Raw genomic sequence first — 18,770 nt, forward strand, 5'->3', positions numbered from 1 at the left:
TGCCGCGCTGGAAGAGGGCGTAGCGGGAAGCGCCAGCGCCTATGTCGACAACAGCTACCTGTTTCTGATCGGCGGTATCATCGTGATGCTGATGGCAGCAGGTTTCTGCATGCTCGAAGCAGGGCTTGTGCGTTCCAAGAACGCCGCCATGCAGTCCACCAAGAACGTCGCACTCTATTCCATTGCCGGTCTCATGTTCTGGGTCGTCGGCTACAACATGGCCTATCCGGCTGAATCGATTGGCGGCCTGCTCGGCACCACACCCGGACCTTGGGATGGTGGCGATCTGAGCGTCGAAAGCGACGCAGGCTATGCCCCGGCCTCCGACTGGTTCTTCCAGATGGTGTTTGTCGCAACAGCTGCGTCCATCGTATCCGGTACAGTGGCAGAGCGCGTGAAGCTCTGGCCTTTCCTGATCTTCACCGCAATTCTTACCGCTTTCATCTATCCGGTCGTCGTGTCCTGGGAATGGGGTGCAGGCTACCTCGACTCCGCATGGGGCTTCTCCGACTTCGCTGGTTCTACGCTGGTCCACTCGACCGGTGGCTGGGCGGCGCTCGCAGGTGCCATCATCATCGGGCCTCGCATCGGCAAGTATTTCGGCAAGCAGGTCAATCCGATGCCGGGCAACAACATCCCGCTCGCCGCACTGGGTACATTCATCCTGTGGTTCGGTTGGTTCGGCTTCAACGGTGCGTCCCAACTGGCAGCCGGTACGGCCGCAGACATCAACTCCGTGTCGCAGATCTTTGCGAACACAAACCTCGCAGCAGCGGGCGGCGTGATGGCGGCGATGTTCACGACTGCCATCCTCTACAAGGGCAAGGTCGACGCGACCATGGTGTTCAACGGTGCTATCGGTGGCCTCGTGTCCATCACGGCAGAACCGCTTGCACCAAGCATGCTGGCTTCGGTCCTGATCGGTGGTGTGGGCGGCGTCCTGGTCGTGATCTTCGTGCCACTGCTCGACAAGCTGAAAATCGATGATGTGGTCGGCGCTATTCCGGCTCACCTCGTTTGCGGCATCTGGGGCACGATGATCGTCCCATTCTCCTACACGAACGCCATCGCGCCGAATGAAGCGGGTGACCCAAGCTATCTTGGCCAGCTGGTTGGTGTGGTTCTGACCGGTGTCTTCGTGATGATCGCCTCTTCGATTGTCTGGTACATCCTGAAACTCACCATCGGCGTGCGTCCGACGGCCGAGGAAGAAGAGATGGGCCTCGACAAGGCAGAAATCGGCCTCGAAGCCTATCCGGAATTTGCGAACTAGGTTCATAAGAGTACCCAACGAAAAGCCCCGGCAGAGCAATCTGTCGGGGCTTTTTATTGGTCTTTGCGGGGCAAGATCAGTCCTTAGGACTCATCGTCCGGCATGATCACTGTATCGACGGCATGAATAACACCGTTCGAAGCCTGGATATCAGCCGCCACAACCGTGGCATTGTCGATCATCACGCTGTCGTCCGTCTTCGTGACGGCGACGTCAGAGCCAGCCAGCGTAGCGACATTCATTTCGCCATTGGCGATATCGCTGCTCAGGGTTTCGCCTTCGACCACGTGTGCTTTGAGGATTGCGGTCAGTTTGTCATTTGCTTCACCAGATTTCAGCTTTGAAACCAGCTCGGGGTCGAGCTTTTCAAAAGCCGCATTGGTCGGCGCAAACACTGTGTATTTGGTGTCGCTATCCAGTTCACCGGTCAGGCCAGCCTGCTCTACAAGAGCGACCAGGGTTGTGAAGCGAGGATCTTCCGAGGCGATATCGGAAATCGTGCCCTTCATGGCGAGATCAGCCATGGCCTCGGTTTCTGACGCATAGTCCGGGCCGCCCATACCGATTTCGGGCTCTACTTCCATATCAGTCTCTGCGGTTACCGAAGCGTCCATATTTGCTTCAGCGGAGCCATCAGTCGTCACGTCAGCAGATTGCGTCTCGTCCCACTCATAGGATTTCGTGTCGCCTGCCGGGTCTGTCTGTTCCGGATTGGTAATAGCGGGATCATATGTTTCTGTGGCACCGGTCGTCTGCTCAGCCTTCATTTCCGCGTTCGTGGTCGTGTCAGCCTGTGCCATCACCATTGTGTCGTCGGATTCAGCAGAAGTCTCTTCAGGTACATCCATATCGGACTGGACAGTGAAGAGGACATCGCTGGTGGCGTCGGATGCCGCCGGATCTTTCAGAACCTTCAGTTGAAGTGCGTTCAATTCGTCAATCGACAGCTCGTCAATGTTTTGAACATCAGAACTTTCTTCCATTTCGGCGGAGGCGTTAACGTCCATGTCTGTTGTGTTAGGTTCCTGCGCGTTTGCGGCCATACCCGTTAACAGGGCGATGGTAGCGGGGATAATCAGTGTGCGTTTCATATCGAGCTCTCCTTTGGTGTTGGTCTCACGCAATCAATGAGGCCGTGGAGGCTCTGGTTCCTTATATTACGGAGAATACATACGCGTGCAGATACGAGATCAGTCTGGCTGATTCAGATCAAATCACGACGATTTGGGCGTTTTGAGCCGGTTTTCGCAAAGTCGAAAAGATTAACGGCCTTCCTGCAGAAGTTTTACCGGCATTTGCCGGGCGTTAAGCGTATTGGGTCAAAGTGAGGGCTCCCGCGACACAAGTGGAGCAGCCCCACCTCATGACAGACTATGTTTATACCGAAGACGATATCCCGAGCGTCAGCGATCCGGTCTGGCGGATTCTCACAGGGGCAGCGGCATTCGGAATAGGCGTCTTCATCTGCGGTAGCGTGGGCTCCTACATGCCGAGCGATCCGAGCTGGAACGCGGCCACCGATGCAGAAGTCCAGAATCTGTTCAGTGGCCCCGGTGCGATTTTCGCAGATTTGTCCCGCCAAATGCTTGGCTGGTCTGCCTGGGCAGCGGGTCTTGCCATGATGATCGGCGGCGCCATGCGCACCGTGCTAATCGGCGTGCCGCGCGTGCGCCGGTGGATGACGGGCCTCGCTTTCGTTCCACTGTCGGCCGCCTTCTTTGCCGCCTGGCCTGTGCCGGAAAGCTGGCCATTGTCGGCGGGTCTTGGCGGCGTCGTGGGTGATGCACTCTTCTATTATGCCTCCATGCCGTTCCGCGCGCTGCTGCTGCCATCTCCGAACACATGGGCGGGCGCCGTCCTGGGCGCGGCCTCCGCTTGGGCCGCCCTGTCGGCACTGGGTTTCCGACGCCGCGACGCACACCTTCTTCATCAGGCTGCGACCAAGTCCGGACGCCATGCAGCACGTCAGGCCACCGGCATTGGCGGCTTCCTGGTATCGGTTGTGTCCTTCCTCAAGCCGAAGCCGCGTGATCTGGATGACGAGGAGCTGGACGTCGATCACGACACGGGACGCGCACGCGTCATCAAGGGCGACGACGAATATGTCGACGCGGACTCCTATGATGACGAAGACGAAGTCTATGATGAGGAAGACGAGACGTCACTCGATGATGAAGACCTGTATGAAGACGAAGATGACGGGATCGCGCCGATTCAAACGCGCCGCCTGTCCGTACCCGTCTCCAAGCCGAAATTGCCAAGCCAACCCCGTGTGACAAAATCGGACCGCCGCCGCAAATCCACGCGCCTGCCCTCGATCGACTTGCTCCAGATGCCGGAAGAGCGCGGCGATACGGTGGACGAAGATGCGCTGCTCGAGAAGGCCGCGCGCCTGACCGACGTCCTGAAGGAATTCGGTGTACGCGGCCGCATCAAGGAAGTGCGTCCCGGCCCGGTCATTACGCTGTTCGAAATGGAACCTGCTCCGGGCGTCAAATCCTCCCGTGTGATTTCTCTTGCGGACGATATTGCCCGCTCGATGAGCGCGATCTCTGCGCGTGTGGCGGTGGTTCCCGGCAAGAATGCGATTGGCATCGAGCTGCCAAATGAAGACCGCGACACGGTTTACCTGCGCACCTTGCTTCAGGCCGAAGCCTATGTTGGCACGCGGGCCAGCCTGCCCATGGCGCTCGGCGAGGACATTGGCGGCGTGCCGACCGTGGTCGACCTTTCCAAGATGCCCCACTTGCTGATCGCGGGTACGACGGGCTCGGGTAAGTCGGTCGGCGTCAACGCAATGATCCTGTCCCTGCTCTATCGTCACTCGCCGGAACAGTGCCGTTTCATCATGATCGATCCGAAAATGCTCGAACTGTCGATCTATGAGGGCATTCCACACTTGCTGGCGCCGGTTGTGACGGATCCGAAGAAGGCCGTGAACGCCCTGCAGTGGACCGTCCGCGAGATGGAAGGCCGCTATGAGCTGATGTCAAAAGCGGGCGTCCGTAACCTCGCTGGCTTCAATGACAAGGCCGCCAAGTACCGTGCCAATGGCGACGAACTTGTTCGCAAGGTCCAGACCGGATTTGATGAGCGCGGCAAGCCAATCTACGAAACCGAATCTCTGCCAACGGATCATATTCCGAATATTGTTGTTGTCATCGACGAGATGGCCGACCTGATGATGGTCGCAGGCAAGGAAATTGAAGGCTGTGTCCAGCGCCTCGCCCAGATGGCCCGTGCGGCTGGTATTCACTTGATCACGGCAACACAGAGACCATCCGTGGACGTTATTACGGGTACGATCAAAGCGAACTTCCCGACACGGATCTCCTATATGGTCACGACCAAGATCGACTCACGGACGATCCTGGGCGAACAAGGCGCCGAACAGCTACTCGGTATGGGCGACCTGCTCTATCAGGCCCCCGGCAAGAAATCCCAGCGCCTTCATGGCCCGTTCGTGTCAGATGAGGAAGTCGGCTCGGTCGTTGACTGGCTCAAGGAACAAGGCGAGCCCGACTATGTCATGGACGTGCTCGAAGCGCCCGAAGATGGCTCCACGGGGTCTGCCGTCATGGATGCCATGCTCGGGACGAGCACCGGCGACGAAGACGACGATCTCTATTCCCAGGCGCTTGCCATCGTCGTTCGCGACCAGCGCGCCTCGACCTCCTATCTGCAGCGCCGCCTCAAGATTGGCTACAACAAGGCTGCAGGCGTAATCGATCGCCTCGAAGAAGAAGGCGCGATCTCTGCGCCGAACCATGCCGGCAAGCGCGAAGTTCTCGCAAGCGCGCGGCCAAGCCCCGAATAGATCCCACGAACTTTGGTGGGAAACAAAGGACGAGCCTCCATCCGACGCAGAAGCGGGTGGGGGCTCATTTCATTTGCGGGCCCTAGCCCATTGGATACATCTGGTCTTTGGTGACGGCATCGCACGCCTCCATCACGTCTGCGGAGAGCTCCAGGTCTGCGGCTGCGAGAATGTCGGCCAACTGATCGAATTTCGACACGCCGACAATGGTGGAGGCGACGAAATCATGCTGCTTCGACCATGCCGTGGCCAGCGTTACGGGCGCCATGCCCGCTTCCTTCGCGATTTCCATGAAGCGCCGCGTGGATTCGAGTGACTTTTCGTTGACGAACCGCCCGGCCATGACGGTCTGACGCCCGCCATGTTGCAAATAGGCTGAGAAACGCGCGCCTTCGGGCAGGGCACCATCCTGATACTTGCCGGACAAGACGCCCCCTGCCAACGGCGAATAAGGGATAAGGCTGACACCTTCGCGGCGACACACTTTGGCCAATGCATCTTCAAAGCGGCGATTGTTCAGGCTGAAATTGTTCTGAATCGTGTGATAGCGCACCGTACCGAGCCGGTTGGAGGTCTCGATACTCTTCATCAGGCCCCAGGCATCTTCATTGCTACAGCCGACGATGCGCACTTTTCCTTCGCGAACGAGATCATCAAGGGTCTCCATCGTTTCGTCGAAGTCCGTGCCATGATCTGGCCAATGGGTCTGGTAGAGATCCACATAGTCGGTTTGCAACCGGGTCAGGCTGGCATCGATGGCGCGGCGGATATTGTGCCGGTCCAGCGCCGTCATCTCGCCGCGCTGCGATCCCTTGATCCAGCCATGCGAGGGCCCGCACACTTTCGTCGCCACGATCAGGCGGTCGCGGTCTTTGGTCTTCATCCAGCGGCCAAAGATTTCCTCGGTCCGCCCAGCCCATTCAAGCTTTGGCGGCACCGGGTAGTTCTCGGCGGTGTCATAGAAATTGATCCCGGCCTCTAAACAGGCATCAAGAATCTTGTGGGCTTCGGCTTCGTCCGTTTGGGCGCCGAAAGTCATCGTGCCCATGCAGATGTCGGATACGTAAATGGCGCTCTTGCCAAGGCGGCGGTGTTTCATGGCGGTGACTCCCTCTTATCGGGAAGACACTAATGCGTCGGGCTGGAATGGCCAGTATTGCCCTAGGGGATATCCCGCTCTGCGGCATCGATGCAGCCAGCCGCTTCCAATATATCGAGCGCCGGGGTGAGCTGCGCCTCGTACCGCTTCCATCGGGCCAGCGCCCGGGTATAGAGCGGCTCGCGCACCTGCGCGGAACTGGCGGTCGCAACCGGCGCGGCATTCTGGTGAAATTCCAGGCATTGGGCCTCAAATGGCAGGCCGCAGAACTCGAGCAATCTCCGTGTCTGGGCCTCGATGTCGCCCACCACGTCTTCATAATGAACCTGTGTGAACCGGCCTGCCGGAAGCGTCTCGCTGAAATGCCGGATCATGCGGTCAAAGCCGACATAATAGTGCGCCGTGGTTTCCAGGTTCAGGGCGTAGTCGTAATAGGGAAACTGCGTCGCAAACAATTGCCTGTAATTGCTGAGCACTGTGTCCGCCGGATGCCGCCTGAGGCAGATGATCCGCGCTTCCGGCAGGGCCGCCAAAATGATGGGGGCGTAAATCGCATTCAGTGGCAGCTTGTCGATGAACCGCCCACTCAGGCCGAGCGTGGCTTCGACGCGTTGCATGTACATCCGGCCAAGCTCGGTCTGGTCTACCTGCCCGGCCGCCGCCAGCGTTTCGACATCCAGCACGTATTTCGATCGGGTGCCTGACAGGTGTTTCAGGCTGATCCCGAAATCGGCGAGTTCTCCGGCCGAAGTCACCTCGCTATGGCTCGACAGGATCCGGTCGACCAGGGTGGTTCCCGTCCGCGGCATGCCGACAATGAAAATGGGTTGCGCGCTGGAATGGCCACCCATCAGCGGCAGGTGTTTCGTCGCTTTCGCCGCGTCGAAGACGGCATCATCAAACGCGGCATCGTGCTGCACCGCGGCCCATTTGGCTGATTTGGCGTTTGCCAGCCAGCCCATTGCTTCGGCTGGTTGGTTCAAATCCTCATAGGCCTTGGCGAGTGCATGGCCGACACGGAGCGCATCATCAGCTTTGTGAGCGACAGATGGGAACACAGCTTTCAATTCAGCAATCTGGTTGTCGTCCTCGGTCTGCTTCGTGATCTGGACGATTGCGGCCAGGGCGCGAGTCTCGCCAGGATCCAGCATGATGCATCTGCGATACGCCTCTCGCGCTTCGTCCATGTGCCCGACAAACTGAAGCGCCGCTCCGAGATTGTATTGGTAGGCCGAGACGTCCGGGGCAGTCGCCGTAGCCCGCTTGTAAAAATCCAGAGAACGGTCATGCAGCCCGGCGCGGCTGTACACGACGCCCAGCGTATCGAGCGTCAAGGCGTCATCTGGCGCGAGCGCGGCGGCGGCATCCGCAGAACGTACAGCCGATTCGCGCCTGAGAAGTGCCATTTCGCTGCGTGCTTTTTGGGCGAGCACGTCAGGACGCTGTGGGCTGAGTGTCAGCGCACGATCAAACAGGTCTATGGCCTTGGCATGATTGGCGTGGTCCGCCGTGAGGATGCCCAGCAGATAATACGCGCGCGGCTCGCCGGGGTCGCGTTTCAGCGCCTCCATGCAGTCGGCATGCGCATGCCTGTAAGCCTTCTTTTCCAGATGGCTCGCCGCCCGGTCCAGTAGCCCAATATTTGGCGAAGATGCCCAGTTTTTGGTCAGTGCATTGTTCCTTCATTCTACAACTGAGCCGTATAGGCGCAATTCTGTGCCAAAAATATTACGCCAAGGACATAAACGTGCTGCCGTGTGGGACGGTCGCTTGTGCCAAATTCTTCCCTGCTTCCTAATGTCGGAGGTGAGGTAGGAACTATAGGAGTTTCTACAAATGTCTAAATCCAGTCTACTACGGCAAACCAGTCTTGTCGTGCTTGCGACAGGCCTTGCCATGGGTGCCAGCGCCCAGGAAGAATCGTCCAGCGACAGCGAATTGCGCGCCCAGACCATTACGGTCACCGCCACCCGCCGCGCCGAAAGCGTCCAGGATATCCCGCTGAACATCGCGGCCCTTGGCGGCGAGCAGATCGAAGAGCAAGGCTTCGACGAACTGGCAGATGTGCTGGCTTATGTACCGGGTATCAACGTCGTTGATCGCGGCGGCCGTCAGGGCAACCCCGTCATTGTTCGTGGTCTGAACGCAGATGGCCTCGGCTCCGGTGACGGCAACAATGATGGCGGCGGCACGGTTGCCACCTATCTCGGCGAGATCCCGCTTTTTGTGGATCTCAAGCTGAATGACCTTCAGCGCGTGGAAGTCCTGCTTGGGCCACAAGGCACACTTTACGGCGCCGGTACGCTTGGCGGCGCGATCCGCTACATTCCGAACAAGCCGGATTTTGACAGCGACCTTCTGGAAGTGCGTTCGGAATTTTCAAAATACTCCGAAGCAGCATCGCTCAGCTATGAGACGGGCCTGACCTTCAACAAGACGTTTGCGCCAAACTTTGCGATTCGTGGTTCGGTCGACTACGAAGACGATTCCGGCTTCATCGACTATCCATACATCGTGCAGGAAATCGGTGTGTCCGATCCGGACCCGGATTTTTCTGACCCGACTGATGTTGCGTCCAATTTGCGCGGCGTCACGGATGCGAATGGCGAGCGGACCGTTTCCGGCCGCCTCGCTGCGCGCTGGGAGCCAACTGAGTGGCTCGATGGGACGGCGACCTATTATTACCAGAAGTCCGAAATCGATGGCCGTCAGGGCTCCAGCTGGCGCAACACGCTCCAGACCGGGAAATACGAACTGGCCAAACGTGTCGAAGAACCGAACGAGATTACCAACCAGTTGCTGGCGCTTGAGCTGACAGCCGATCTCGGCTTTGCGGAGCTGACCTCCGCAACCGGCTATTCCCGGTTCGACGACAATGGCCAGCGCGACCAGACCGACCTCCTGATCTCGCTCGAATACAGCTATGAACTGTTCCCGACCTTCACCTCCTTCACGCATGAGAAGGGCCGCGAAAACACATTCAACCAGGAAGTCCGTCTCGTTTCGACGACTGACAGCCGGTTCAACTGGATCGTCGGTGCGTTCTACAACAATTCCGATGTGACCTCCTATTCCCAGGAATACACGCCGGGATATGCGGACTATGTCGGCTTCGACCGCCCGGATGATCTGGAATACTATTCCCAGTTCTATTCTTCACTGGAAGAAGCAGCGCTGTTTGGGGAAGTTGGATTTGACATCACCGACCGCTGGACCGTCACGGTCGGGGGGCGCTATTATGAGTATGATCTGGAATCGTTCAGCGATGTCGATTTCCCGCTCTTCGATAGCGGCCCGAACTATCTCCAGCCCGTTGGCATCAGCGACATGGAAGACAGCCTGAAGTCTGACTTCGCAGCCGGCAGCCCGAATGGCACAGAGCGGACCAGCCAGTCTGATGATGGCACCCTGTTCAAGTTCAACACCTCTTATCAGGTGACGGATGACGTTCTCGGTTACTTCACGGTCAGCGAAGGCTACCGGATTGGTAACTCGAACGGTATTGGCGTTTGCCCGGCCTATGATCCGACCAACAACCAGCAAGGCGCATGTGCACTTCTGCCGGGACAGCAATTCGGACCGGGCGCTGGCGACGTTTCCACACGGGACGAATCGCAATTCGGTCCTGACACGACCACCAATTACGAGCTTGGCTTCAAGTCGACCCTGATGGATGGGCGGGTCACTCTGAACGGCGCAGTCTACTATATCGAGTGGACCGATCCGCAGCTGAGTTCGGCCACGATCAACGCGTCCATTCCGATCACGGTCAATGCCGAAGGCGCGGAGTCCAAAGGCTTTGAGGTCAATGGCGCCTGGGCAGTCAATGAGAACCTCTCCGTACGCGGCAGCTATAGTCATTCCGAAGCAACGCTCACCGCGGATGCACCGGGCCTTGTCGGCACGATCTCGCCTCCGGGCTTCGGATCGGTCTTGCTGGACGGCAGCGACGGCGACCGCCTGCCCGGCTCTCCGGAAGATCAGTTCGCAATCTTCGGCACCTATGTCATGCCGCTCGAAAATGGCGCGGAAGTTGCCTTCAATGCCGGCTACACATGGCAGGGCGATGTGCTCAGCCGCACGGGTGGCCTCGGCGATGGTTTGACGCTCGATTCCTTCGGGCTGACCAATGTCTCTGCCGTATATGACACGGGCGACTGGCAGGCGACCTTCTTCGTCAACAACCTCTTTGACGAGTTTTACGAGACCGGCGTCGTCGGCACGAATCTCTACAATCAGGTTCTGTCCGATGATGCGGGCGGCCCGGTCTATCAACGGACCTACTACACCCATGTCGGCGCGCCGCGTTCGATCGGTGTGCGGTTCAAATATACGTTTGAATAGTCAACTTCCTGACTGTTCCAAAGGTCAATCCCCGGGGTCGCCTGTCATGGGCGGCCCCTCCCTGTTTCAGGCCTGGCCTTTTTCAGACTTCGTCCAGCAATTGGGTAAAGTCCACCACTTCAAACCCATGCCCCGTCGCGCGGGCAAACCGCTCCAGATCATCCCGCGCAATCGCCGTCGTACCGATATTGGTCAGCGGGTGGAAATTGACCGGGTCGTGCGCCATCAGCGCGGCATCGACCAGGAAACGCACGCGCCCGCCTGTGTCATTCATCAGGGCAAAGGCTGTCACCGATCCCGGCGTCACGCCGAGTACCTCCTCCATCAGATCGGGTGAACCAAACGACAGCCGCCGCGTGCCGATCAGGCGATGAAGCCGGTTCAGCTTCAGCTCTGAATGTGCCTCCGCCGCGATCAGGATGATGGCGCCATCCTTGTCGGTCAGGAACAGGTTCTTGGTGTGTCCGCCGGGCATGGAGGCTTTCAACTCCCGCCCCTCATCCACCGTAAACACGGCATCATGCCAATGTGTTGTTTGGGCGACGCCCAATTCATCCAGATAGGCAAAGAGATCATCAGGGGTTGCGGTCATGGCGTCCTTTGGGCCAAGACTTTAGCCTCCCGTCAAGCACTGCTCTGGATACCGCTTCATGCATCTCGATTGCTACAAGATCTACGACGTCGCGCCACAAATGGTGCCCGCGCGCTCCAATCGCGACTGGATGGACGCCTTCACAGATCGCCATCCCTATCGCTGCCTGCCGCTGACCATGGCCAATTCCACCGGCTGGGAATTGCTCTGCCCGATGGACATCAAGATCAAATGGAATGGCGGCACGCGCAATGAAGACATTCAGATCCTGACGCGCGGCGATCCGAACGCAATTTCCAGCTTTGCCGATGCGCATTTCATGCGGGGCATCGTCACCTTCCATACCGGGCACCTGTTCCGCACGCCGCCCGGCTGGGGCGTCTGGGTCACGGGCCCGCCAAACTGGCCAAAGGATGGCATCTATCCGCTGACGGGCTTGGTCGAGACCGACTGGCTGCCCTTCCCCTTCACGATGAACTGGCAGATGACACGTCCCGGCGAAGTGATCTTCGAAAAGGACGAGCCCTTCGCCTTCATCACATTGATGGAGCACAAGAAGCTGGAAGAGATCGAGCCGGAGCGGAAGCTGCTGCGCTCGAACACGGAATTGGTGAAGGAATATAATGCCTGGACCGAAAGCCGGTCAGACTTCAACAAGCGCCTCAAGACAGGCGAAGAAAACGCCATGAAGGAACGCTGGCAGCGCCACTATATGCGCGGCGAAAAACCCACGGGTGACAAAGCCGATACCCACCAAACCAAACGCCGCCTGAAAGCGCCGAAAGAGGTGTCCTAAGGCGTTGTTTGCCAAACATCCTTCGACTTCGCTCAGGATGAGTCCAGTAAGGATCGTAGTTTAGAAGCGCTCATGCTGAGCGAAGTCGAAGCATAAGCGCGGGCTTGGTCTAGCCCGCCCGCCCCGCCTTTTCATCGATTCCGCTCGTGCCCTGCCGCTTTTCCAGCGCCGCGGCCACCGCGTCGAGGCTCACCCCCCGCGAGCGCAGCGCAACGAAAGCATGATAGAGCACGTCGGCGGCTTCGCTTGCCACATGCGCATCGCTTTCGCGGCGCACGGCCTCGGCCAGCTCCATGCCTTCTTCATGCACTTTCTCCGCGCAGGCTTCCGGCCCCTTGGCCAGCAGTTTTGCGGTCCACGAACTGGATGCGTCGCCTTCCTTGGCGCGTGCGTCGATCGTGGTGCCGAGATGGGCGAGGGCCGCAGCCAGGCGGTCAGGGGAGCCGAGATCTGTCATGGCCTTGGCTTAGCGCACTTACGCGACGTGAGGAAGCGCGGGCGCTTGACGCGAGGCCTTACTGGCGCACTTTAACCTCAGGAAACGCCACCAGATCAGGAAGAATGTCATGAAAGACCGGGTCTCCATTACCATGCTGGACGACGGCATCGCCGATGTTCGCTTCATCCGCACTGACAAGATGAACGCCCTCGACCCCGCCATGTTTGACGGCATCAATGAGGCCATCGCCCAGCTGAAAGAGACAAAGGGCCTGCGCGCCGTGGTCGTCTCAGGTGAGGGCCGCGCCTTCTGCGCCGGGCTGGACCTGTCCAGCCTCGGCAGCGATTCCGGAAGCGACGGGTCCAAGAGCGTCACCGGCAGCAAGAGCACCTTGTCTGACCGCACGCACGGCATCGCCAATCGCGCGCAATATGTCGCCTGGGGCTGGCGTGAGATTCCGGCGCCGGTCATCGCCGCTGCGCATGGTGTGGCCTTTGGGGGTGGTTTTCAGATTCTCTCCGGCGCCGATATTCGCTTCGTCCATCCAGACACACGTTGCGCCATCATGGAACTGAAATGGGGCCTCGTGCCCGACATGGCGGGTTTCCCGCTCTGGCGCGGCAATGTCCGTGACGATGTGCTGCGCGAACTGACCTATACCAACCGCATCTTCAACGGCACCGAAGCGCAGGAAATGGGTTTTGCCACCCATGTCTCCGACAATCCGCTGGATGATGCGATGGCGCTCGCCAAGCAAATCGCGCTGAAGAACCCGGACGCGATCAAGGCCTCCAAACGCATCTTCAATTCCATGCAGGATGCCACCGACGCGGAACTCCTGATGGCGGAATCGGTCGAGCAGGACAAGATCATCCGTACACCGAACCAGATGGAAGCGGTGTTCGCCGAGATGCAAAAGCGCAAGCCGGCCTTTACCGACTAGTCGCTCTCGCCATTTGCGGCCTCAAACGCGGCAAAGGCTTCTTCGCCCGTCAGCATCGGCGTGTCATTGGCCAGATCATAATAGGCGGCTTTCTCGTCGATGAAGATCTGCTGCGACAGCTTTGACAGGTCGGCCTCCTGAAACAGGCCGGCCGACAGGGCGAAATGGTCGTGAAATTTGAGGTGGTAGTAGAGATGGCTGCCACAGGTCTTGCAGAAGGCCCGCTCGGCCCAGTCCGAGGACTGGTAGTCGGCGATATGGTCCTCGCCTTTGATCTCCAGCTTGCCGTCATGGTCGACCGTGAACAGCGGCCCGCCGCCCCAGCGTCGGCACGTCGCGCAATGGCAAACTGCCACCTCGTTGATGTCTGGCACCGTGATCGTCACCGCGCCGCATAGACAATGGCCTTTCATGATCGTTCCCTCCTGTTTGTATAAGGAGGCCAGACTACGCCAATGCGGCAACATCTCAATTGAAGGCTTTGTGACGATTTCGTCAGAGGGGGCGGACAGGCGCTCCGGCGGCAGCCAGTGCGGCGCGGGCCTCGGCAATCGTCGCTTCGCCGAAATGGAAGATCGAGGCAGCCAACACCGCCGTCGCCCCGCCCTCGATCACGGCGGGGGCGAGGTCTTCCACCTTGCCTTCACCGCGCCGGTAATTGCTTTCAACAGGGGCAGGTCGTATCCGGATTTGGTGCCGTCCCGATCCATGCTGGTCAGCAGGATTTCCCCGGCCCCGCGCGCCTCGGCTTCCCTGGCGAAGGCGACCGCATCAATGCCGGTCTCTTTGCGCCCGCCATGCGTGAAGATTTCCCAATGGTCGCCCACGGCGCGCGCATCTATCGCCACGACGACCGCCTGGCTTCCCGCTTTCGCTGCGCAGCGCGCGATCACGCCGGGGTCAGCCACGGCGGCGGAATTGATCGCCACCTTGTCGGCGCCCGCGCGCAACAAGGCCACCAGGTCTTCCGCGCTGCGCACCCCGCCGCCCACAGTCAGCGGCATGAAGCATTGTTCCGCCGTGGCCGAGACAATGTCCATCAGCGTGCCCCGGCCCTCATGCGTGGCGGAAATGTCGAGAAAGCACAGCTCGTCCGCCCCCTGTGCATCATAGGCTTTCGCCAGCGCCACCGGGTCGCCCGCGTCTTTCAGGTCAACGAAATTGACGCCCTTGACGGTGCGGCCGTCCTTCACGTCGAGACAGGGAATGATGCGGGTCTTCAGGCTCATGAGGTGGGCTTTAGCGTCCACGCGCCCGGAAGGGAAGCGCCTTGCAGGTATGTAACGGAACAGGGGGGCGGGGCTATGCATTGATTGGGGGAATGCGATGGCAATTCTGCCGCGCATGTACAACGCGAACCACAGGAGACCCACCTATGAAACGCCGCAACCAATTGATGATCGCTGCTGGAGTCCTGAGCGCTGCAGGGGCCGCCTTTACCGGCCAGAAATACGGCCGCAAATTCCTCCGCGAGCGCCGCCAGGATGAAAGCAACACGCAAGCCACGAACGGCGCAGACACATCCAGCCAGTTCCGCCAGCACAAGGGCGTCTCCAGCCCCCATGGCGATCCGGTCACCGCGCACTGATAGGCCAGACCGACAGATGAAACAGGGGCCGCAGCCTATGCGGCCCTTTTTCATGCATGCCATCCTGACAAGGGTTTCACTCAAGTCGCTGCGCCTCCTGTGCTATACTTCCTTCATGGCGGGCCTCCGCCCGCCCTCGCACCACAAAGCAAGGGAGACAAGATATGAATCTTTCCAAAACCATGCGCCGGGCCGCCGACGCGGCCGCAACGCACCCGAAAGAAACCTTCCTGCGTCAGGGCCTGCGCCATGCGCGTCTCGGCGCTAGCGAGTTTGATCGCGCCCCCGATGCGTCGGCACTCTCGGATATCGCCCATGCCCTGCGCACACGCCGCATGATGCCGCCCGTGCTGGGCCGTCGCTAGGTGATATCGCGGAACCGGCAGGCGGTCGCGCGCATTGATAGGGTAATCCCATAACGCACAAGGAGCTCGCCCATGAAACTCTGGAAACAAGCCGCCATCGCCGCCGCAACCGCCGCCCTCACGGCTGGCGCTGGGCAAGTCGCCAAACGCGCGGCCCTGAACTTCATGGGCCGCCGCTCCCATAATGGCCCGCGCCTTATTCCGGCGGTGTCCGAACACGTCACCAGCGTGGCCAACAAGCCACGGCGCGCGGTGCGCTGAGCCTTCCTGTAATAACGACAACAGACCGGCCCCCAACAGGGCCGGTCTTTTTTGTCCGCCCCCATCCTGTTGCTTAGCAGGGTCTTAACGGGACCGGCGCGATTTACGCGCCCGGTGAGCGGCAATCTTAACAGCGTTCTGCGAAAGGTCTCGTGTGGGAGGGGCGCTGTTGCGGATGCCTGATAGAAATATTGCCTGGGCCATACGGCTCGGCGTGCTGGTCACGCTTCTGGTCTTGATGTGCGTTGTCACGCCCGTCTATCTCTGGATCCAGGCCTATGGCTCGATCAGCGGCCCGGCGGCGATGGCATTTGCCACGATCCTGCCTTTGATCATTTGCCCCACGCTCAGCTTCATCATGTTGCGCACCCGGCTCAGGATCTATCGTCTGGCCGAACAGAATTACAAGATCGCGCACAAGGACGAGCTGACCGGCCTGCCCAATCGGCGCGCCTTTTTCGAGGCTGCGCGCCAGCTCCAGACCCGCGCACATTTCGTCGGACGGCCCTTCTTCTGTGCCATTGCCGACATCGACAATTTCAAGCGGGTGAATGATTCCCACGGCCATGATGTGGGCGACCATGTCCTGCGAGAGATCGCGGTCAGGCTGAACGCAAAAGTGCCAGAGGATTGCCTCGTCGCCCGTCTGGGCGGGGAAGAGTTTTCCATTGCGGGCATGTTCTCCAGCGAGGTCGTGGCCTATCGCGCGCTCGGTCGGCTGGTGCGGGATGTGGCCGCCGAACCGATCCAGACTCCGATAGGTGAACTGACCGTCACGATCAGCCTCGGCTATTGCAAGGACCATGACAGCCGTGAAATCTCGACCCTGCTATCGCGCGCCGACAAGGGGCTCTACGCCGCCAAACGCTTCGGCAAGAATCGCGCAATGAGCTTTGACCACCCCGACAGCGACCCGGAAATGTTCGCGGCCTAGGCTGCCTTTCCAAGCGCAGAAGCGGTCCCACATTTCGGCCTCCACTCACCACTTCTCCGGCGCAGGCAGGGGTCCATCTCGGGACTTCTACCCATGCACATGAGGCAGCTTCAGGAGATGGATACCCGCCTTCGCAGGTATCTTCGGAGCTGGGATTTTGCGCTCCCTATCCGTCTGAGAACTCCCCGCCCCATACTAAGCATCTGCTCTCACGGGAGCCGGATCAGGTACCGTTCTGGTTGTGAGGTCAGGGACAGGATGGGCTGGGCGGGAGATAGACGGTCCTGCACGGCCCTAGGCAGGTCAGGCCAGGGTGAGCCGAGGAAGCTCGGTTGGGAATCCGCCTCGTCCGGTCGCACGGGAGAAATCCCCGGATGAGCCATGCGTGTGAAAGCACGGTGGAATCGTTCGCGCGGCGCCGGTAACGAAGACCCGGGACCATGGGCCCCCATGCGGGTGCTCGCCGAAACTCCTGTCCGGCGCGGCGGGCGGTAACGCTCCATTCCGTAGCCATTCCAAATCATCCGGCGGAGCGCCACGGCGCCCGCTGCGCCGACGGTTCCGTGAGGGGCCGACCCCAAGATCCCCGGATGGTGAAGGCCAGTCCGACTTTTGGTGCTGTTTGAAAGAGAGGGGATAGTTCAATTAGGCGACCAATTGGCGAATTTCAGTGTCGTCGATACTAGTCTCAATGACATTCGACGTCTGCGCCAACAAGGCGTAGTAGTCTCCCATGACGCCGCGTTCCTGAACTACCGAAACTCGGCTTGGTGCAGCGTCCAAAAGCCGAACGTCCTGAAACTTAGCGAATACGGAATAAACCGAATTTGCAATTGGGCTGACAGGTTCAAAAATAGTTCGGGTTTGCCCTATGGTGACAACGTTAGAAAAGTGCCATTCGTGACTTGATGCGCCGATAATGGAGACGTCTCTTGAGACAGAACTGTGAGTAAAGATTCGAACTAGTCGATCATGAAACATTTCAGCTAGGCGCTTGTCTTTAGTTTCAGCGGCTTTGGCTGCGGCGGCATCATATGAGAGCTTTGCGACCTCAGCCACGACACAGATTGCACCGGGCAACCGATCTATACTGACGTTCCTCAGAAAGATGGTCTTTTTACCGTACTCAAGCCCATACTCGGCAGCGTATTTACTAGCTTGCCTAGCGAATGAAACCTGTCCGCCAAATTCTTCCGCTTCTCGAAACGTCTCACCTGAATCACCAACTAAAAAGCCTTCCTTGTCTCGCATAATCGCTATCTCGATCGGGGAGCCGCCACTAGTCCAGATAGGAAGTAGAATGTTGCTTCGGTCAAATTCGTGCTCAACGCGCACCAATTTCGCAAGCGCGTTCTCTGCTGCCATGCGAAGTTCGCCATCAATTCTGATCAATTTACTATTCATCGAACAGGCCCCTCTCCCAAGGCGGTGGTTCAAAATTGAAACCTTCAGGGTCAATATTGAAGCGCGCCAGAGCAAATTCAAATGCGGCCTCGACGGAAAAACCGTCTATGAGGGCCGGAACAGCCACGGGCAAATTCGCTTCGTTCATCTTATCAGTCTCTTCATCCCAGTTCAAGAACATATCATGAACATGACTGCCTTCTTGTACTACATAGCGATATTCTTCAGGTCCCAATCCTTTGTTGTTGTGGGGCTTTTTGGGTCTCCAGCACACGCGTTCCAAAAGATGGATATCAGATGGAGATTTCGACAACCTTAGCATAAAGCGGACGTCCCTGTCGGGGAGCGGAGTCGTGGCGCGGACCATCAATTCAAGTCCTTCAATCGTGGTGCTGCCTATAGCGAGCGGTGAACGTGCAACGAGCCCGCGTCCTTCACCTTTCCAAGTGAGATCACGAACAAGTCGCTTCTCTGCCAAATACAACTCTCTTAACGTCACCCCCTAATCATGACTTATTTACCGAGATTGCAAGGTATTAGCGTAAAATTATTCTACTTCGCTTAGAGCCTCTCCCACATCAATATCCCCATCATAAAGCGCGCGCCCCAATATAGATCCCGCAATCGGCGCATCTGCCGCGATCAGGGCGCGGATGTCGTCCACGCTCGCCACGCCGCCGGAGGCGATGATCGGGATGCTGACTGTATTGGCAAGCTCTGCCGTAAACGGAACATTCACGCCGGTCTTCAATCCGTCGCGCCCAATATCGGTGGCGACGATGGCCGCGACGCCGCAGCCTTCAAAGGCTTTCGCAAGTTCGGTCGCCTTCATGTCGCTGGTCTCGGCCCAGCCCTCGACCGCGACCATGCCGTCCTTGGCATCAATGCCGACCACGACCTGCCCCGGCAGGTCCC

18 protein-coding genes and 1 pseudogene are annotated in these 18,770 nt (G+C 59.0%); 9 read left to right on the forward strand and 10 right to left on the reverse strand.

Annotated elements, in window-relative coordinates:
- Nucleotides 1-7 precede the first annotated feature (7 nt).
- On the forward strand, nt 8-1,273 hold the full coding sequence (gene amt / locus L53_RS05780) for an ammonium transporter (protein ID WP_084333159.1): 1,266 nt from the start codon (nt 8-10) through the stop codon (nt 1,271-1,273).
- Between the two features lie 83 nt (nt 1,274-1,356).
- Here amt and L53_RS16955 read toward each other — a convergent pair whose 3' ends face one another.
- Nucleotides 1,357-2,364, reverse strand: a complete 1,008-nt coding sequence (locus L53_RS16955; RefSeq protein WP_051607645.1) for a fasciclin domain-containing protein — start codon at nt 2,362-2,364, stop codon at nt 1,357-1,359.
- A gap of 272 nt (nt 2,365-2,636) precedes the next feature.
- Between L53_RS16955 and L53_RS05790 the strand changes: the two genes are divergently transcribed.
- Nucleotides 2,637-5,090, forward strand: coding sequence for a DNA translocase FtsK (locus tag L53_RS05790; RefSeq protein ID WP_034813129.1), 2,454 nt, complete (start codon nt 2,637-2,639; stop codon nt 5,088-5,090).
- Nucleotides 5,091-5,172: 82 nt separating this feature from the next.
- Here L53_RS05790 and L53_RS05795 read toward each other — a convergent pair whose 3' ends face one another.
- Both L53_RS05795 and L53_RS05800 read right to left on the reverse strand, forming a co-directional pair.
- Nucleotides 5,173-6,189 carry an aldo/keto reductase gene (locus L53_RS05795; RefSeq protein ID WP_034813132.1) on the reverse strand — a complete coding sequence of 339 codons (1,017 nt, stop codon included), beginning with the start codon at nt 6,187-6,189 and terminating at the stop codon, nt 5,173-5,175.
- A gap of 62 nt (nt 6,190-6,251) precedes the next feature.
- Complete coding sequence (locus L53_RS05800; protein WP_051607646.1) at nt 6,252-7,760, reverse strand: sulfotransferase; 1,509 nt, start codon at nt 7,758-7,760, stop codon at nt 6,252-6,254.
- Nucleotides 7,761-8,025: 265 nt separating this feature from the next.
- Between L53_RS05800 and L53_RS05805 the strand changes: the two genes are divergently transcribed.
- Nucleotides 8,026-10,533 (forward strand): TonB-dependent receptor, encoded by a 2,508-nt coding sequence (locus L53_RS05805; protein WP_034813134.1) that lies wholly within the window; start codon nt 8,026-8,028, stop codon nt 10,531-10,533.
- An 82-nt stretch (nt 10,534-10,615) separates the two neighbouring features.
- Here L53_RS05805 and L53_RS05810 read toward each other — a convergent pair whose 3' ends face one another.
- Entirely contained in the window at nt 10,616-11,125 is a 510-nt protein-coding gene (locus tag L53_RS05810; RefSeq protein ID WP_034813137.1) for a prolyl-tRNA synthetase associated domain-containing protein, read from the reverse strand.
- 58 nt (nt 11,126-11,183) lie between these two features.
- Here L53_RS05810 and L53_RS05815 point away from each other — a divergent pair, with 58 nt between their 5' ends.
- Complete coding sequence (locus tag L53_RS05815) at nt 11,184-11,921, forward strand: DUF6065 family protein (RefSeq protein ID WP_034813140.1); 738 nt, start codon at nt 11,184-11,186, stop codon at nt 11,919-11,921.
- A gap of 109 nt (nt 11,922-12,030) precedes the next feature.
- Here the strand turns inward: L53_RS05815 and hisE are convergent, their stop codons facing one another.
- Nucleotides 12,031-12,378 carry a phosphoribosyl-ATP diphosphatase gene (gene hisE / locus L53_RS05820; RefSeq protein ID WP_051607647.1) on the reverse strand — a complete coding sequence of 116 codons (348 nt, stop codon included), beginning with the start codon at nt 12,376-12,378 and terminating at the stop codon, nt 12,031-12,033.
- A 109-nt stretch (nt 12,379-12,487) separates the two neighbouring features.
- Between hisE and L53_RS05825 the strand changes: the two genes are divergently transcribed.
- Complete coding sequence (locus tag L53_RS05825; protein ID WP_034813143.1) at nt 12,488-13,303, forward strand: crotonase/enoyl-CoA hydratase family protein; 816 nt, start codon at nt 12,488-12,490, stop codon at nt 13,301-13,303.
- Here the strand turns inward: L53_RS05825 and L53_RS05830 are convergent.
- Entirely contained in the window at nt 13,300-13,716 is a 417-nt protein-coding gene (locus L53_RS05830) for a GFA family protein (RefSeq protein WP_034813145.1), read from the reverse strand. The two genes, L53_RS05825 and L53_RS05830, sit on opposite strands and share 4 nt — an antisense overlap.
- 82 nt (nt 13,717-13,798) lie before the next feature.
- A pseudogene (gene hisF, locus L53_RS05835) lies at nt 13,799-14,532 on the reverse strand (imidazole glycerol phosphate synthase subunit HisF).
- A 146-nt stretch (nt 14,533-14,678) separates the two neighbouring features.
- Between hisF and L53_RS05840 the strand changes: the two are divergent.
- The 4 genes from L53_RS05840 to L53_RS05855 all read left to right on the forward strand — a co-directional run bounded on the left by L53_RS05840 (nt 14,679) and on the right by L53_RS05855 (nt 16,451).
- On the forward strand, nt 14,679-14,891 hold the full coding sequence (locus tag L53_RS05840; protein WP_034813147.1) for a hypothetical protein: 213 nt from the start codon (nt 14,679-14,681) through the stop codon (nt 14,889-14,891).
- A gap of 164 nt (nt 14,892-15,055) precedes the next feature.
- Nucleotides 15,056-15,256, forward strand: a complete 201-nt coding sequence (locus L53_RS05845; RefSeq protein WP_034813149.1) for a hypothetical protein — start codon at nt 15,056-15,058, stop codon at nt 15,254-15,256.
- A 72-nt stretch (nt 15,257-15,328) separates the two neighbouring features.
- The gene (locus tag L53_RS05850) at nt 15,329-15,517 is read left to right on the forward strand and encodes a hypothetical protein (protein ID WP_034813151.1); all 189 of its coding nucleotides are present in this window, start codon (nt 15,329-15,331) and stop codon (nt 15,515-15,517) included.
- Between the two features lie 175 nt (nt 15,518-15,692).
- Nucleotides 15,693-16,451 (forward strand): GGDEF domain-containing protein, encoded by a 759-nt coding sequence (locus tag L53_RS05855; protein ID WP_051607648.1) that lies wholly within the window; start codon nt 15,693-15,695, stop codon nt 16,449-16,451.
- 645 nt (nt 16,452-17,096) lie between these two features.
- On the opposite strand, the gene L53_RS05860 is transcribed toward L53_RS05855, so the two are convergent.
- The 3 genes from L53_RS05860 to L53_RS05870 form a co-directional block, all read right to left on the reverse strand.
- A complete protein-coding gene (locus tag L53_RS05860) occupies nt 17,097-17,855 on the reverse strand; it encodes a hypothetical protein (protein ID WP_034813153.1) in 759 nt (252 codons plus the stop codon).
- Nucleotides 17,848-18,333 (reverse strand): hypothetical protein, encoded by a 486-nt coding sequence (locus L53_RS16960; RefSeq protein WP_156947835.1) that lies wholly within the window; start codon nt 18,331-18,333, stop codon nt 17,848-17,850. The genes L53_RS05860 and L53_RS16960 overlap by 8 nt, the downstream gene beginning before the upstream one ends.
- Nucleotides 18,334-18,402: 69 nt before the next feature.
- Nucleotides 18,403-18,770 (reverse strand): HisA/HisF-related TIM barrel protein (locus L53_RS05870; RefSeq protein WP_034813157.1); only part of this gene is annotated, 368 nt, incomplete at its 5' end.

The sequence above is a fragment of the Hyphomonas sp. L-53-1-40 genome, assembly GCF_000682775.1.
Classification (GTDB): Bacteria; Pseudomonadota; Alphaproteobacteria; order Caulobacterales; family Hyphomonadaceae; genus Hyphomonas.